12 protein-coding genes are annotated in these 14,201 nt (G+C 67.8%); 9 read left to right on the top strand and 3 right to left on the bottom strand.

Annotated features, from left to right (window positions below):
• Positions 1 to 12 precede the first annotated feature (12 nt).
• The 9 genes from ACSUZC_RS03380 (at position 13) to ACSUZC_RS03420 (ending at position 10,713) form a co-directional block, all read left to right on the top strand.
• Entirely contained in the window at positions 13 to 1,089 is a 1,077-nt protein-coding gene (locus ACSUZC_RS03380; protein ID WP_439031515.1) for an ABC transporter ATP-binding protein, read from the top strand.
• A 111-nt stretch (positions 1,090 to 1,200) separates the two neighbouring features.
• Complete coding sequence (locus ACSUZC_RS03385) at positions 1,201 to 2,697, top strand: acetyl-CoA acetyltransferase (protein ID WP_439031516.1); 1,497 nt, start codon at positions 1,201 to 1,203, stop codon at positions 2,695 to 2,697.
• A 70-nt stretch (positions 2,698 to 2,767) separates the two neighbouring features.
• Positions 2,768 to 3,082, top strand: coding sequence for a hypothetical protein (locus ACSUZC_RS03390; RefSeq protein WP_439031517.1), 315 nt, complete (start codon positions 2,768 to 2,770; stop codon positions 3,080 to 3,082).
• Positions 3,079 to 3,522, top strand: a complete 444-nt coding sequence (locus ACSUZC_RS03395; RefSeq protein WP_439031518.1) for a Zn-ribbon domain-containing OB-fold protein — start codon at positions 3,079 to 3,081, stop codon at positions 3,520 to 3,522. The genes ACSUZC_RS03390 and ACSUZC_RS03395 overlap by 4 nt, the downstream gene beginning before the upstream one ends.
• Positions 3,519 to 4,703, top strand: a complete 1,185-nt coding sequence (locus ACSUZC_RS03400) for a thiolase C-terminal domain-containing protein (protein WP_439031519.1) — start codon at positions 3,519 to 3,521, stop codon at positions 4,701 to 4,703. Before ACSUZC_RS03395 ends, ACSUZC_RS03400 begins: the two co-directional genes overlap by 4 nt.
• A gap of 67 nt (positions 4,704 to 4,770) precedes the next feature.
• Entirely contained in the window at positions 4,771 to 6,210 is a 1,440-nt protein-coding gene (locus ACSUZC_RS03405) for an aldehyde dehydrogenase (protein ID WP_439031520.1), read from the top strand.
• A 63-nt stretch (positions 6,211 to 6,273) separates the two neighbouring features.
• Entirely contained in the window at positions 6,274 to 8,676 is a 2,403-nt protein-coding gene (locus ACSUZC_RS03410; protein WP_439031521.1) for a CaiB/BaiF CoA transferase family protein, read from the top strand.
• Positions 8,673 to 9,674, top strand: a complete 1,002-nt coding sequence (locus ACSUZC_RS03415; protein ID WP_439031522.1) for a GNAT family N-acetyltransferase — start codon at positions 8,673 to 8,675, stop codon at positions 9,672 to 9,674. Before ACSUZC_RS03410 ends, ACSUZC_RS03415 begins: the two co-directional genes overlap by 4 nt.
• Positions 9,675 to 9,732: 58 nt before the next feature.
• Positions 9,733 to 10,713: a PDR/VanB family oxidoreductase gene (locus ACSUZC_RS03420; RefSeq protein WP_439031523.1), complete on the top strand. Its 981-nt coding sequence runs from the start codon at positions 9,733 to 9,735 to the stop codon at positions 10,711 to 10,713.
• Between the two features lie 36 nt (positions 10,714 to 10,749).
• On the opposite strand, the gene ACSUZC_RS03425 is transcribed toward ACSUZC_RS03420, so the two are convergent.
• The 3 genes from ACSUZC_RS03425 to ACSUZC_RS03435 all read right to left on the bottom strand — a co-directional run bounded on the left by ACSUZC_RS03425 (position 10,750) and on the right by ACSUZC_RS03435 (position 14,033).
• Complete coding sequence (locus ACSUZC_RS03425) at positions 10,750 to 11,412, bottom strand: TetR family transcriptional regulator (protein ID WP_439031524.1); 663 nt, start codon at positions 11,410 to 11,412, stop codon at positions 10,750 to 10,752.
• A 117-nt stretch (positions 11,413 to 11,529) separates the two neighbouring features.
• Entirely contained in the window at positions 11,530 to 12,363 is an 834-nt protein-coding gene (locus ACSUZC_RS03430) for a universal stress protein (protein ID WP_439031525.1), read from the bottom strand.
• On the bottom strand, positions 12,360 to 14,033 hold the full coding sequence (locus ACSUZC_RS03435) for an MDR family MFS transporter (protein WP_439031526.1): 1,674 nt from the start codon (positions 14,031 to 14,033) through the stop codon (positions 12,360 to 12,362). Before ACSUZC_RS03435 ends, ACSUZC_RS03430 begins: the two co-directional genes overlap by 4 nt.
• Positions 14,034 to 14,201: the final 168 nt, after the last annotated feature.

A 14,201-nucleotide genomic window follows, 5' to 3' on the forward strand; every position in this document is an offset into this window, starting at 1 on the left:
TGGAGGAAGACAATGGGTGTTGAGGTCAGTGTCGAGGGGCTCACGAAGTCGTTCGGTTCGCAGAACATTTGGCGTGATGTCTCCCTGACCCTGCCGGAGGGCGAGGTCTCTGCACTGCTGGGTCCGTCGGGTACGGGTAAGTCGGTGTTTTTGAAGACCCTGATCGGTCTGCTGCACCCGGAGCAGGGGTCGGTGATCATCGATGGCACCGACATCACGCAGTGCTCGGCCAAGGAACTGTATGAGATCCGCAAGCTGTTCGGTGTGCTGTTCCAGGACGGTGCCCTGTTCGGGTCGATGAGCTTGTTCGACAACATCGCGTTCCCGCTTCGTGAGCACACGAAGAAGAAGGAGAACGAGGTCCGCGACATCGTGATGGAGAAGATCGACCTCGTCGGTCTGACCGGTGCCGAGGACAAGCTGCCCGGTGAGATCTCCGGCGGTATGCGCAAGCGTGCCGGCCTGGCACGCGCGTTGGTGTTGGATCCGCAGATCATTTTGTGTGATGAGCCGGACTCGGGTCTGGATCCGGTGCGTACGGCCTACATCAGCCAGTTGTTGATCGACATCAACGCCCAGATCGATGCGACGATCCTGATCGTCACGCACAACATCAACATCGCGCGCACGATCCCGGACAACATCGGGATGTTGTTCCGCAAGGAGTTGGTGATGTTCGGTCCGCGTGAGCAGCTGCTGACCTCTGAGCAGCCGGTGGTCAAGCAGTTCCTCTCCGGTGACCGGTTCGGTCCGATCGGCATGTCCGAGGAAAAGGACGAGGCCGTCCAGAAGCAGGAAGAGGCAATGCAGGCCGCGGGTATCTCCGGTGGTGGTACCAAGGAGGACTTCACCGAGATCATCCCGCAGGTGCAGCCCAATCCCGGTATGCCCGAACGCAAGGCCATCGCCCGCCACCGTCAGCGGGTCATCGACCTCCTGCCGTCCTTGCCACCCTCCGCTCAGGAGGCCATCCGCCGCAGCATGGTCGAGGAAGACCAGATCCGCGCCGACGGACGCGCGCGGACCGCCGACGTGGGTCCGGCGAACGCGTGGCAGGACGCTCCGACCGCGGTGCTCCCGCGCATCTGACGCCGTGGGCCCGCGATCCACGAGGGGTTGGATTGCGGGCACTTATCTACGGTTGTTAGATTTATTGGGAGCAGCCGCGGGCTGTGTCGTCGACCTGGAGGCAGCGCAGTCATGACCATCGATCCCCGTACCCCCGTTCTCGTCGGCGGCGGCCAGATCACCTCCCGCGACGGAGGTGTCGAACCGATCGATCTGATCGCCGACGCTGCCCGGGAAGCGGCGGTCGAGGCCGGAACCGCGCGGTTGCTCCCGCTGGTCGACTCGATACGCGTCGTGGGGCTGCTGTCGTGGCGCTACCGTGATCCCGGCGCGCTGGTGGCCGACCGGATCGGTGCGAGTCCGCGCCACACCGGATACACCGGGAACGGCGGCAGTACGCCGCAGGTGCTGGTGAACGGCGCGGCCGAGGACATCGCGGCCGGGCGTGCCGACGTCGTCCTCATCGGAGGCGCGGAGTCCTGGCGGACTCGGATGAAGCTGCGTGCACAGGGTGAACGCCCGGAGTGGACGCGCCAGGACGACACCGTCCCGTCCGCGCAGATCCTGGTCCCCGACGTCCCCATGGAAGCCGAGAGCGAGCGCCGGATCGGGTTGGACCGGCCGTCCTTCGTCTACCCGCTGTTCGAACAGGCGCTGCGCATCGCGGCGCGCCGGAGCATCGCCGATCACGAGAAGCGGCTCGGTGAGCTGTGGTCGTCGTTCAGCGAGGTCGCCGCCGCCAATCCGCATGCGTGGACACGGCGTACGTACACGCCCGCCGAGCTCACCACGCCGTCGGACTCCAATCGGCTGATCGCGACGCCGTACGCGAAGCTGTTGAACTCCAACAACATGGTCGACCAGGGTGCGGCGCTGCTCATGTGTTCGGCGGAGACGGCCCGACGACTCGGTGTGCCCACCTCGGCGTGGGTGTTTCCCCAGAGCGGCACCGAATCCCGGGACACCGACGCGGTCGCGGCCCGCCCGGCCCTGGATCGGTCGGCACCGATCCGGTTGGGAGCCCGGCGGGCACTCGCACTCGCCGGGATCGGGATCGACGAGGTCGAGCACCTCGACATCTATTCGTGCTTCCCGTCGGCGGTGCAGGTCGCGGCCACCGAACTCGGGGTGCGGACCGACGATCCGGCACGTCCTCTCACGTGCACCGGCGGGCTGACGTTCGCGGGAGGTCCCTGGAACAACTACAGCACCCACGCCATCGCGACTGTGGCCACCGCGCTGCGCCGGTCCCCGGGGGCCTATGGACTGGTCACCGCCAACAGCGGTTACCTGACCAAGCACGCGTTCGGCGTGTACTCGACCCGGCCTCCCGCCTCCGGTTTCCGGCGGTACGACGCCGCGGACGAGGTGCGCCGGCTGCATGCTGGTTCGGAGCCCGCGACAGCGGTGGTCGAGTCCCACGAAGGGGTCGCCGCCATCGAGACCTGGACCGTCGTCCACGATCGGACGGGGTTGCCGGAGAAGGCCTTCCTGGCCGCGCGGGTCGCCGGCGGAGGCCGCACACTCGCCGTCGTCACCGACGACGGCGATCTCGCAGAGCTCGCCGGCGCCGATGTGGCCGGGCGGGAAGTGCGCATCCGGGCAGACGGCACCGCGCGACTCGATTGACGCGATTTAACTAAAGACGTAAGGTTTATTGAAATGACGCCGAGTCCTGTCGGCGGTGAGGAGCGAGACCATGTCCGAGTTGGAGAACTTCCGCCGGCGCTATGAACGGCACGTGGGTCATGTCGTGGCCGGTGAATTCAAAGCATCACTTGCCGACATGATCCCGGAAAACCTGCCCGCCGTGTTCGACGGTGTCGACGTCCCACGTGGTGCGGTCGACGGCCACCGGATCGTCGGTGTCCGGGCCGACGGTGACCGCATGATCGGTGAGACCGTCTACGTCATCGAGGGCCGAGAGATCGGGCTCCGTTCGATCTGGCAACTCCGGGATGGCGAGTGGTATGCGGGAGCGCTGGAGAACTTCGCACCCGAGTCGGTGGCATGACATCCGTCGACGTGCCGTGGGGACCCGCGGACGACAAGCTCGATCAGCCGTACTGGGACGGTCTCCTGGCCGGGGAACTACGCCTGCAGCGCTGTGGCTCCTGCGCGACCTGGATCTGGAGTCCGCAATCGGTGTGCGGCACCTGCTACTCGTTCGACCTGGGGTGGCATCGGGTGGAGCCGGTCGGGACGGTCTACAGCTGGAGCCGCAGTTGGTACCCCTACATCGAGGAGTACGGCGACGCGTTGCCGTACATCAGTGTGCTGGTGGAACTGGCCGACGCCGGGGGTCGTCGTGTGCTGGGGATGCTCGTCGACGACCCCGAGTCGACCCCGCGCATCGGCGAGCGGGTGGTGGGCACGTTCGAGCGGCGCGACGGCGAACCGTGGCCACTGCTTCGCTGGCGGAGAGCCGAACAGACCGAGGGAGACGCCCGATGAACACCGGAATCCGAGGCGCGGCCGCGGTGGTCGGCGTCGCCGAGATGCATTACAAGCGTGGGCAATCGCCGATGACCGAACAGCAGATGACGATCCGGGCCGTGCTCGACGCCTGCGCCGACGCGGGTGTGTCACCACGCGAGATCGACGGATTCGTCTCCTACGCAGGTGGTTCCAACGACGGTCCGATCCTGGGCGCGGCACTGATGATCGATGAGCTGCGCTGGTCGAACATGATGTGGGGCGGCGGTGGCGGTAGCGTCGCGGCCGCGATCACCAACGCGGCCGTCGCCATCGCGACCGGACAGGCGCAGTGTGTGGTCGTCTACCGCGCGATGTCGCAGGACGGCACCGGCCGCCTTGGTTACGCGAAATACCACTACGGCCCGCACTTCCTCGCCCACGGTGTAGGTTCGCCGGCGCAGATCTGCGCGATGCGCACCCAGCGGATGCTCGAACACGACGGCGTCCCCCGATCGGCGATGCGCTCGCTCGTGTTGGCGGCCTACCAGCACGCGCAGCAGAATCCGACCGCGCAGGGGTACGGCAGGCCGCTCGACGAGGACGCCTACGAGTCGTCCCGTCTGATCGCCGAACCGTTCCATCTCTACGACTGTTCCCGGGAGAGCGATGGCGCCGTCGCGCTCGTGCTCGTCGCATCCGACCGTGCGCGCGAACTGCGGAGCGATCCGGCGTTCGTGCTGGCCGGCTCGCAGGGCGCGCCGGGTGGCTATTGCGAACGGGTCGACAACGACGAGCAGTACTCGACCGCCGGATTCGGACCCGCGAACAACGGTAAACCCGGTGTCGCGGAACGTCTCTGGTCCTCGGCCGGCCTGGGCCCCGACGACGTCGACGTGGTGCAGGTCTACGAGAACTTCAGCGGACCGGCCGTCGCCGCTCTCATCGACCACGGTCTTTGCCCACCTGGCGAGGCGGCGGGAACCGTGATGACGGTCGAGAACCTCACGGCGCCGCACGGCAAGCTCCCGGTGAACACCAGCGGTGGCAACATCGCGGACTCGTTCATCAACGGACTCAACCTGGCCGTCGAGGCCGTTCGACAGATCCGGGGCACGTCGACCAACCAGGTCGCCGGCGCCCGCACGTCGTTGTTCATCGGAGGCCCGATGGCCCCGCTGGTCAGCTCGGTGCTGTTCGGGCACGCCGACACGGTGTGACACCGCCGAAGCGGTGGTGCGCCGTATTGCAGAAACCCTGTGTGACAACACTTCAGAAAGAGTGACGATGGTCGATCGAGACGAGTTGTTCATCGACGGACGCTGGACGCCGTCGACCTCGGGGGGCGGGTTCGAGGTCATCGAGGCCGCGACGGAGAAGGTGCTGGGCAGAACTGTGCTCGGCGGGAACGACGACATCGATCGGGCGGTCGCGGCCGCGCGATCGGCCCTCTCCAGGCCCTGGCGGTCGATCTCGGCCGGCGACCGCGCCGACCTCCTCGATCGCTTCGCCGACGCTCTGAAGAAGCGGGCGCGTGACACGGCCGAGCTCGTCACCCGCGAGAACGGCATGCCCATCGCGCTGTCGAAACCCACCAACGGGTACGGCCCCGCGGCGATGCTCTCGTATTACGCGGGCCTGATCCGCGACGCCGACACCGATGACGTGCGGCCGGGTGTGTTCGGAGGCCGGACGGTGGTCCGGCGTGAACCTGTCGGCGTGGTCGCGGCGATCACACCGTGGAACTACCCGCAGCCGCTCGCGGCGATGAAGATCGCCCCCGCCCTCGCGGCGGGATGCACGATCGTCCTCAAGCCCGCTCCCGAAACCGCTTTGGACGCTTTCGTCTTCGCCGACGCCGCCCAGGAGGCCGGGCTGCCGGAGGGTGTCCTCAACATCGTCCCGGCGGATCGTGCGGCCGGCGCGTACCTCGTCGAGCACCCCGGGATCGACAAGGTGGCGTTCACCGGATCGACCGCGGCGGGCCGGGCGATCGGCGAGGTGTGCGGGCGGCTGCTGCGGCCGGTGACACTCGAACTCGGTGGCAAGTCGGCAGCGATCGTGGCCGACGACGCCGATCTCGACGAGTTCACCCGCAACCTTCTCGACGTCTCGCTCGTCAACAACGGTCAGACATGCCACGCGAGCACGCGCATTCTCGCTCCGCGGTCGCGGTACGCCGAGGTCGTAGACGCGGTCACCGAGACGGTACGTGCACTGACCGTGGGAGACCCGCTCGACAAGTCGACCGCCATCGGTCCGCTCGTGAGCTCCGTTCAGCGCGAACGGGTGCTCGGGCATGTGGCCGCGGGTCGCGCAGCCGGATATCGGATCACGACAGGCGGAGGGGTTCCCACCGACCAACCGCAGGGCTGGTTCGTCGAGCCGACGGTGTTCGCCGGCGTCGACAACTCCGCGTCGATCGCGCAGGAGGAGATATTCGGGCCGGTGCTCACCGTCACCGAGTACGCCGACGAGGACGATGCGGTGCGGATCGCCAACGATTCGGTCTACGGCCTCGGCGGGACGGTATGGACTGCGGACGAGGCCCGCGGACTCCGCATCGCCGACCGGATCCGGACCGGAACCGTCGGGGTCAATCACTACGCACTCGACCTCGCGGCACCGTTCGGCGGCGTGAAGGCCTCCGGTCTCGGCAGGGAACTGGGCCCGGAAGGACTCACGCCCTACCTGTCCACGAAGTCGGTCTACTTCGGCACCCGTTGACTTCCGCCCGGTAGAAGACACAGCTGAAGCTCAACCCGCACACACGGTTTCGACAGGAGTGACATGAACGGTCTGCCTCTCACAGGTGTCCGGGTCGTCGACGTGACCGACGGCCTCGCTGAATCATGCGGCCGTCTCCTCGCCGACCTCGGCGCCGAGGTCGTGCGGGTCGAGCGGCCAGGGGGCTCGCGGTCTCGTCACGCGCAACCGGTCGAAGCCGGGATCAGTATCCCGTTCGCGCTCAACAACGCCAACAAGGACCTCGTGATCCTCGATCTCGACGCCGAATCGGGACGATTCCGGTTGCGCGAGCTGGTCCGCGGTGCAGACATTCTCGTCGAATCGGTGTCCTCGGGTTCCGCGGGATGCGGGATCTCGCCCGCCGAGCTCCGGGATTCGAATCCCGCACTCGTCGTGGTGACCGTGAGCGGCTTCGGCCGGACCGGACCGTATCGCGATTGGGAGGCCACCGAATCGGTGATCTACGCGATGAGTGGAGTGCTGTCGCGTTCGGGTGAGCCCGGTCGCGATCCGCTGTTGCCGCCGGCCGGTCTCGTCGAGCAGTCCGTGGGTGTGCACGCGGCCTGGTCGGCGCTGCTGGCGTTCTACGACCGTATCCGGACCGGCGCCGGACAGCTGGTGGACATCTCCACATTCGAGTCGGTGGTGCACGGTTTCGACCCTGGCTTCGGCGTCCAGGGCTCGGCCGCGGCCGGGCGGCGCGACGACTTCCCCCGTGACCGACCCGACGCGGCCAATTTCTATCCCGTCCTCCGGTGCGCGGACGGGCAGGTGCGGATCTGCCTTCTCGCGAAACGTCAATGGCGTGCCATGTTCGCCTGGCTCGGTGAACCCGAGGAGTTCGCCGACCCGAAGTACGACACGATCCCGGCGCGCTTCGCGGCCGCGGACCGCCTGCACCCGCTCATCGAGCAGATGTTCGCCCACCACACCCGGGATGAGCTGGTCGCCGAAGGCGCTGCCCGCGGAATCCCGATCGGCGGGGTCCTGCGGATCGGGGAGGTGCTCGTCAACGACCACTTCGCCGCCGCGGGAACACTTGTCGATGTGGAGATCGCGCCGGGCGTCGACGCGCGCATCCCTTCCGGTTATGCGACGCTCGGCGGACGACGGGCGGGCTTTCGGCATCGGGCCCCGGACGCCGACACGGGTTCCACCGACCACACCTGGTCCGGGGAGAGCCCGGCTTGGCGGCCCGAGACCGAACCGGCGGTCCCGGGGACGCACCCGTTCGCCGGGCTGCGCGTCCTCGATCTGGGCGTCGTCGTGTTCGGAGCCGAACTCGGAAGGCAGTTCGCCGATCACGGTGCAGACGTCATCAAGGTCGAGAACCGCGAGTTCCCCGACGGCCTGCGGCAGTCGAAACGCCCGGGCACCCTGTCACCGTCGGTCGCCTGGGGTCACCGCAATCGCCGCTCGCTGGGACTGAATCTGCGTACCACCGAGGGCAAGGACCTCTTCCGCGGGCTCGCGGCCGAGGCCGACGTGGTGCTCGCAAACTTCAAACCCGGGACCCTCGACGCGATGGGGATCGGCTACGACGAACTGCGGCAGTCCAATCCGCGCATCATCGTCGCCGAGGGCAGTGCATTCGGCAGTGCCGGGCCGTGGAACACGAGGCTCGGTTACGGTCCCCTCGTCCGCGCCGCGTGCGGTGTGTCGGCCCTGTGGCGGTACTCCGACGACGACACCGGTCTCAGCGACGGCTCGACCGTCTACCCCGATCACATCGGCGGGCAGGTCGGCGCGGTGACCGTTCTCGCTGCGCTGATCGCCAGAACCGTACGGGGAGAGGGGATCGACATCGAGATCGCGCAGGCCGACACCGCCCTCGTCGCTCTCGGCAGCCAGCTCGCACGCGAATCGCTGGCCGCCGGTTCGGTCTCGGCGCAGGGCAACGACGACCCGTTCGCCGCACCGGCCGGACTGTATCCGTGTGCCGGAGAAGACGAATGGGTTGCGGTCTCCGTTCGAGACGACCGGGACTGGAGCAGTCTCGCGACGCTGATCGGCCGCGAGGACCTCGCCGACGATCCGCGCTTCGACTCGGTCGCGAGACGGATCGAGAACCGTACCGAGGCCGACAAGGTGCTCTCGGGCTGGCTCGCCGACCGGACACCCACCGACGCGATGTGGGCGCTCCAGGAGGCAGGCGTGCCGGCCGGTGCGATGCTGCGGCTGCCCGAACTGCTCACCGATCCCCACCTGCTCGCACGGGACGCCTATGCGCAACTGGAGCATCCGCTGCTCTCGGCCCCGCTGCCCACCGCGGTACGCGTGGCCCGCTTCACGTCGATCCCGGACGCGCCCCTTCGTCCGGCGCCGGCGCCCGGTGCCGACACCCGCGAGATCGCCGTCGGGGTGCTCGGACTCGACGAGGACCGGTACCAGCGCCTCGTCGACGACGGTGTCCTCCAGCCCCCGGACAGGAATGCACAGGAATGATCACATACGAATGGCGCTCGCAACTCATCGGTGAGGAACTCGACGAGGTACTCGAACTCTGCCGAGTAGCAGCAGAATACGACGACGAGGCCGGATTCTCGGCGATCGCTCCGCACACCGTTCAGGAGGTGTCCGGTGAAGGACGGACGGTGTCCCACCTGCCGATTCGGGCTCGCCGCGACCTCAGTCCGCTCGAGGACGCCCCGATGGTGACCGTTGCCTACCTTCATCTCTCGGTCGACCGTCGCCCCGGCGACACCGAAGGCGTCGGCACGGTGTCCTACGTCGTACATCCCGACTACCGGTCCCGGGGGATCACCACGCTCCTCGTCGAGGAGGTGGGACTGGATCTGACGGCCCCCGATGGTTGGGATTCCACCGGGGCCAAGGCATTACGCTGCTGGTCCTACGCCACACATCCGGCGTCGGGTCGACTGACCCGGAGGTTCGGCGTCCCGGCGGTGAGCCGGCAATGGACGTTGGTCCGACACCTCACCGGGCCGTTCGCGCTCCCACTCGACGGCGTCAAAGCACCCGGCGGCATCACCTTCGGCGAACCGCGGGCGTTGGAGCCGGACGACGAGGGGATCGCCGCGGTGCTGCAGTCCGCGAACCTGCCCGCACGCCATCGGGATCGCGTGGTCGCCGACCTCCGTCGCGGTGAGGGAAAGGTCGTCGACGCCCGTACCGAGGACGGGGGTGTCGTGGGATTCGTCTGGTTCTCCACCGACCATCGTCCCCACATGGAGCTGCGCACCGCACCGGTCCATGCCCTCGTGCTCTCCGATGGGGCGCGCGGCCAGGGTCTGGGCGCCGCGCTGCTCGTCGCGGCCATGACCCATCAGCGGGAGTCGGGAGTTCAGCTGTCGCAGTTGCGGATCGACCCCGACGACGCCGGGGCGGTCCGGATGTGCCGGCTGCTCGCCTTCGAGCAGGAGGACGTGCACTCCTGCTACCAGGTCGGGACCACCGCGAGCCCGCCGCCGGCATTCCGATGAGCAGCACGATCGCACTGGTGAGGCCCTCGACGAGGCCACTGCAGAGGAAGACGTGGGCGTGAACGAGAACAGCCCGAACCAGCGGGTGCTGGACCATGACAAGTTGCGCGTCGACGCCAAGGACATCGAAGCCGACGGCGTCGTGTCCCTCACCCTCGTGGACCCCGACGGCAGGCCGCTGCCCGCGTGGGACCCCGGAGCGCATCTCGACCTCATCCTGGGTGACGACCTGATCCGCCAGTACTCGCTGTGCGGCGACGTCAACGACCGGGATCGTCTGCGGGTGGCGGTGTTACGCGAACCGGAGAGCCGCGGAGGTTCGCGACGCGTGCACGACGATCTGGCGGTCGGCGACCTGGTCGCGGTCAAGGGGCCGCGCAACAACTTTCCGCTCGTCGAGGCTCCGTCGTATCTCTTCGTCGCCGGCGGGATCGGCATCACCCCGATTCGGCCGATGATCGACGAGGTCGACGCGCAAGGTGCGGAGTGGACGCTGCTGTACGGCGGACGGACCGCGGCCGGGATGGCTTTCGGAACGTCGCTCGCGCAACAACATCCGGATCGTGTCCAGCTGCGCCCCCAGGACGAGCACGGGCTCCTCGACCTCGGGTCCGCGATCGCCGGGGCGTCTGCGGGCACCGCCGTGTACTGCTGCGGGCCCGAACCGCTCCTCGTGGCCATCGAGGCGGTGTGCGCCACTCGGCCCGACATCGAACTGCACATCGAGCGGTTCACGCCCAAGAGATCTGCGGTGGCCACCGATTCGACCGATGAGACGTTCGATGTGGTGCTCGAGCGGAGTGGCCGCACGGTGACGGTGCCGCCCGGCCGGTCGGTGCTCGACGCCCTGCTCGACGATGGCGCCGACGTCGACTTCTCGTGTCGCGAGGGAACCTGCGGGACGTGCGAGCAGGTGGTGCTCGACGGTGTTCCGGACCATCGTGATTCGGTGCTCTCCGACGACGAGCAGGCCGCCAACGACTGCATGATGATCTGCGTGTCGCGCAGTCGCTCACCGCGACTCGTGCTCGATCTCTGATCGCACAGGTTGTGCGACAGCGGGTCTCGGCCAGGCTCAGCCCGCGACCGCGGACTCCTCGTCGTCGGACGACGGCAGACCGTGATCGCGGATGATGCCGTGCAGGAAGCTGCGGACCATCGTCTCGAACAGCTGGCGTTGGGTGAGTTCGTTTCTCGACAGCGCCTCGGCCAGGAGCGGCTGGGACTCGGGGGAGACGTTCGGGAAGATGGTGGCCTTCGTCCGGGCGGGTCGTGTCGCCTCCATGAGAACCGCGCCGATCGACAACGTCTCCATGCCATCGAGGATCTGGACGTGGAGATCGACCGGCACCCCAGAGTCGAGGAGGAACTGCGCGGTGTCCTCGTACGTCGAGGTGAACAGGTCGCGCGGCAGATGCCGGAGGAGGACCGGGGCGGCGTTGCGATGCCGGAGGATCGACTGCCGGAAGTTCAGCGCCAGCCCCACGAAGAACTCGGGCCAATCCGGGCCGGGCTTCATCCGTGGGCGACGCACTCCCTTGCCCGCGATGTAGCGGGCCACCTCGGTGAGGATCTCGTTCTTGTCGTCGAAGTGGTGATAGAGCGACGGGGCGCGCACGCCCAGATGCTTGGCGAGCCGCGGCAGACTGAACGCGTCGAGTCCCTCGGAGTCGATGATGTCGATGGACGCCATCACCGCCGCGTCACGACTGATCAACGGCTTGGATGGCCGTGCCATGCCCCACCTCTCCGCGCTGTGTCAACGACCTAACCAGCGTAGTTTCACCGGGACCGAATGTCCAAGTGGGCGCGCCGATCTGAGCCGGCACGAGAGCCAGAGGGTTTGCGCGACGAGTCAGTGGACGGGGCTGTGGTCCACGATCGCGATCGGGCAGCGGGTGTGGTGCTGCGCGGCGCGGGCCACCGAACCGGCCCAGGTCGTGAGCGTCGCGCCGGCGCGCGGGCGGGTGAACACCAGAAGCGATGCCTGCGGTACGGCGTCTGTGACCGCCCGGGACGGATCCCCGTTGACCAGCTGTAACGTCACCTCGCACTCGGGGAACCGTGCGCGCCACGGCACCAGCAGGGCTTCGCCGCGGGCGTACACGGCCTCGATCTGAGCGGGTGTGGCCGCGTCCGGGATCGCGCAGACCACGGCGACTGATCCGTGCATGGCGCGTGCGTATTCGAAGGCGGTGGAGAGTGCGAGGTCCGACGGCGCGGCCGCGTCGATCGCCGCGACGACCGGACCGCTCGCGGCGAGGTGGCCGTGGGGGACGGTGACGACCGGACACTGCGATCGTGCCGAGAGCGCCGAGCTGATGCTGCCGGTGGTGAGGCGCTCGATCACCCCGAGGCGATGATGGCCGACGACCAGGAGGTCGACCTCCCGGGACAACCGCGTGAGAAGCGGGATCGGAAAATCGTGCTCGACGAGCGTGGTGACGTCGAGTTCTGGGCGGGAGGCTCGGAGGGACTCGGCCAGCCGGCCGACGTGGACGAGCGCGGAATCCCGAGTCGAGACCACGTCGAACTCGAACTCGAACTCGGCGAGCGGCGTCAAACCGGTCGCCGCCGCGAAACCGTGGACCAACACGAGGCGGTCCCCGGCACGGGCCGAGGCGACCGCCCAGCGGGCGGCCGCCTCGGATTCGGGACTCAGGTCGACCCCGACCGCGATGGTGCTCATCGCGTGCTGGTGGGGTCGCCCGTTCGGGTGTCGTCGGCAGCGACGGCATCAGCCGTTGCGTCGGCACCCGGTGCGGCGGCTACCGCGGCGGGTTCGACGACCGCCGTCGCCTGCGCGCGACGCTCCTCGTCGCTGCTCATCGTCTTCAGCGCGACCTCCTTGATCAGGGTGATGGCGATGAAACTCAGGGCGGCCATGACCGCCGCCACGAGGAAGATCCGCGCGGTGCCGTCACCATAGGCGCCCCGGACGATGGCCGCGATCGGAGCGGGCAGCTCGTTCAGGTTCGCCAGCCCGGCACTGCCGCCGCCGGTCTGACCGGAGCCGATGCCGAGTGCACCGAGGGCCTTGCCGATCAGGTCGGTCACGTGGTTGGACAGAACCGCACCCAGGACCGACACGCCGGCGGCACCGCCGAGTGAACGGAAGAACGTGACCGTCGATGTCGCCGCACCCAGGATGTCCGGGGTGACGTTGTTCTGGACCGCCAGGACCAGGTTCTGCATCGTCATGCCCATGCCGCAGCCGAGTACGAACAGGTAGACGCCGACCAGGGCCATGTCGGTGTGCGCGTCGATGGTCGAGAGCAGGCCGAAGCCGATGGTCATCATCGCGGCACCGGCGACGAGGAATCGCTTCCAGCGTCCGTAGCGGGTGATGAGGTTGCCCGAGACGGTTGCCGAGATCATCGACCCGATGACCATCGGGAGGGTCAGCAGACCTGCTGCGGTGGGCGAGTAACCACGTGCGATCTGGAAGTACTGGCCCAGGAACACGGCCCCGCCGAACAGGGCGACACCGACGCCGACGCTGGCGAGGGTGGCCAGTGTCGTGGTGCGGTCCCGGAAGATGTGCAGCGGGATGATCGGGCTGGACACCTTCGACTCCACATACACCGCCACGAGCAGCAGCACGACACCGAGCGCGACGAGCCCGTACGAGGTCGGCGACGCCCAGGCGAAGTTCTTGCCGGCCAGGGTGACCCAGATCAGGAGCGTGCTGACGCCGGAGGCGATCAGCAGTGCGCCGCCGTAGTCGATGCTGACCTTGTTGCGGACGACCGGGACGTTCAGGGTGCGCTGGATGACGAGGAGCGCGATGATCGCGAGCGGGACGCAGACGTAGAAGGTCCAGCGCCAGCCGAGCCAGCTGGTGTCGACGATGACACCGCCGATGAGCGGCCCGGCAACGGTCGCGACCGACATGACGGCGGCCATCGGGCCCTGGTAACGCCCGCGTTCACGCGGGCTGAACATCGTCGCGACGACGATGACGACCAGTGCCTGCAGCCCGCCGAGACCGAGGCCCTGGATGACGCGGAAACCGATCAGCATGTCGACCGATGTCGAGAGTCCGGCGAGTACCGAACCCAAGGTGAACAGCACCAGCGCACCCTGGACCAGCAACTTCTTGCTCACGATGTCGGCGAACTTGCCCCAGATCGGGGTGGTGGCGGTCGACGCCAGCAGGGTGGCGACGACGACCCAGGTGTATTGATCCTGCGTGCCGTGCAGGTCGGTGATGATCGTGGGAAGGGCGTTGGACACCACGGTCGAGGACAGGAACGCGACGAACATGCCGAGAAGGAGGCCGACGAGGGCCTCGATCTTCTGGCGATGCGTCATCGGTACGTCTTTGACCGGCGCCACCGCTGAAGCGGGTGCACTCATAAAACAAACCTCCGAGAAAGAAAGTTGCCCGCGACGACAGGAGGCGGGGCGGGCCACGAATCGGCGCGCGCTGCGGCGCACCCGATTGGTTGATACATGCAACGATATAGCGTGATCGTTGCAACCAACAACTATCGGAGGTTATTCCGGGTGTGTTCCGGGACTCAC

Origin of the sequence: Gordonia terrae, from assembly GCF_051789125.1 — a bacterium.
GTDB lineage: Bacteria > Actinomycetota > Actinomycetes > Mycobacteriales > Mycobacteriaceae > Gordonia > Gordonia terrae_A.

Coding starts and splice junctions, on each gene's coding strand:
- ACSUZC_RS03380 (WP_439031515.1), top strand. CDS start 13: ATGGGTGTTGAGGTCAGTGTCGAGGGGCTCACGAAGTCGTTCGGTTCG.
- ACSUZC_RS03385 (WP_439031516.1), top strand. CDS start 1,201: ATGACCATCGATCCCCGTACCCCCGTTCTCGTCGGCGGCGGCCAGATC.
- ACSUZC_RS03390 (WP_439031517.1), top strand. CDS start 2,768: ATGTCCGAGTTGGAGAACTTCCGCCGGCGCTATGAACGGCACGTGGGT.
- ACSUZC_RS03395 (WP_439031518.1), top strand. CDS start 3,079: ATGACATCCGTCGACGTGCCGTGGGGACCCGCGGACGACAAGCTCGAT.
- ACSUZC_RS03400 (WP_439031519.1), top strand. CDS start 3,519: ATGAACACCGGAATCCGAGGCGCGGCCGCGGTGGTCGGCGTCGCCGAG.
- ACSUZC_RS03405 (WP_439031520.1), top strand. CDS start 4,771: ATGGTCGATCGAGACGAGTTGTTCATCGACGGACGCTGGACGCCGTCG.
- ACSUZC_RS03410 (WP_439031521.1), top strand. CDS start 6,274: ATGAACGGTCTGCCTCTCACAGGTGTCCGGGTCGTCGACGTGACCGAC.
- ACSUZC_RS03415 (WP_439031522.1), top strand. CDS start 8,673: ATGATCACATACGAATGGCGCTCGCAACTCATCGGTGAGGAACTCGAC.
- ACSUZC_RS03425 (WP_439031524.1), bottom strand. CDS start 11,412: ATGGCACGGCCATCCAAGCCGTTGATCAGTCGTGACGCGGCGGTGATG.
- ACSUZC_RS03430 (WP_439031525.1), bottom strand. CDS start 12,363: ATGAGCACCATCGCGGTCGGGGTCGACCTGAGTCCCGAATCCGAGGCG.
- ACSUZC_RS03435 (WP_439031526.1), bottom strand. CDS start 14,033: ATGAGTGCACCCGCTTCAGCGGTGGCGCCGGTCAAAGACGTACCGATG.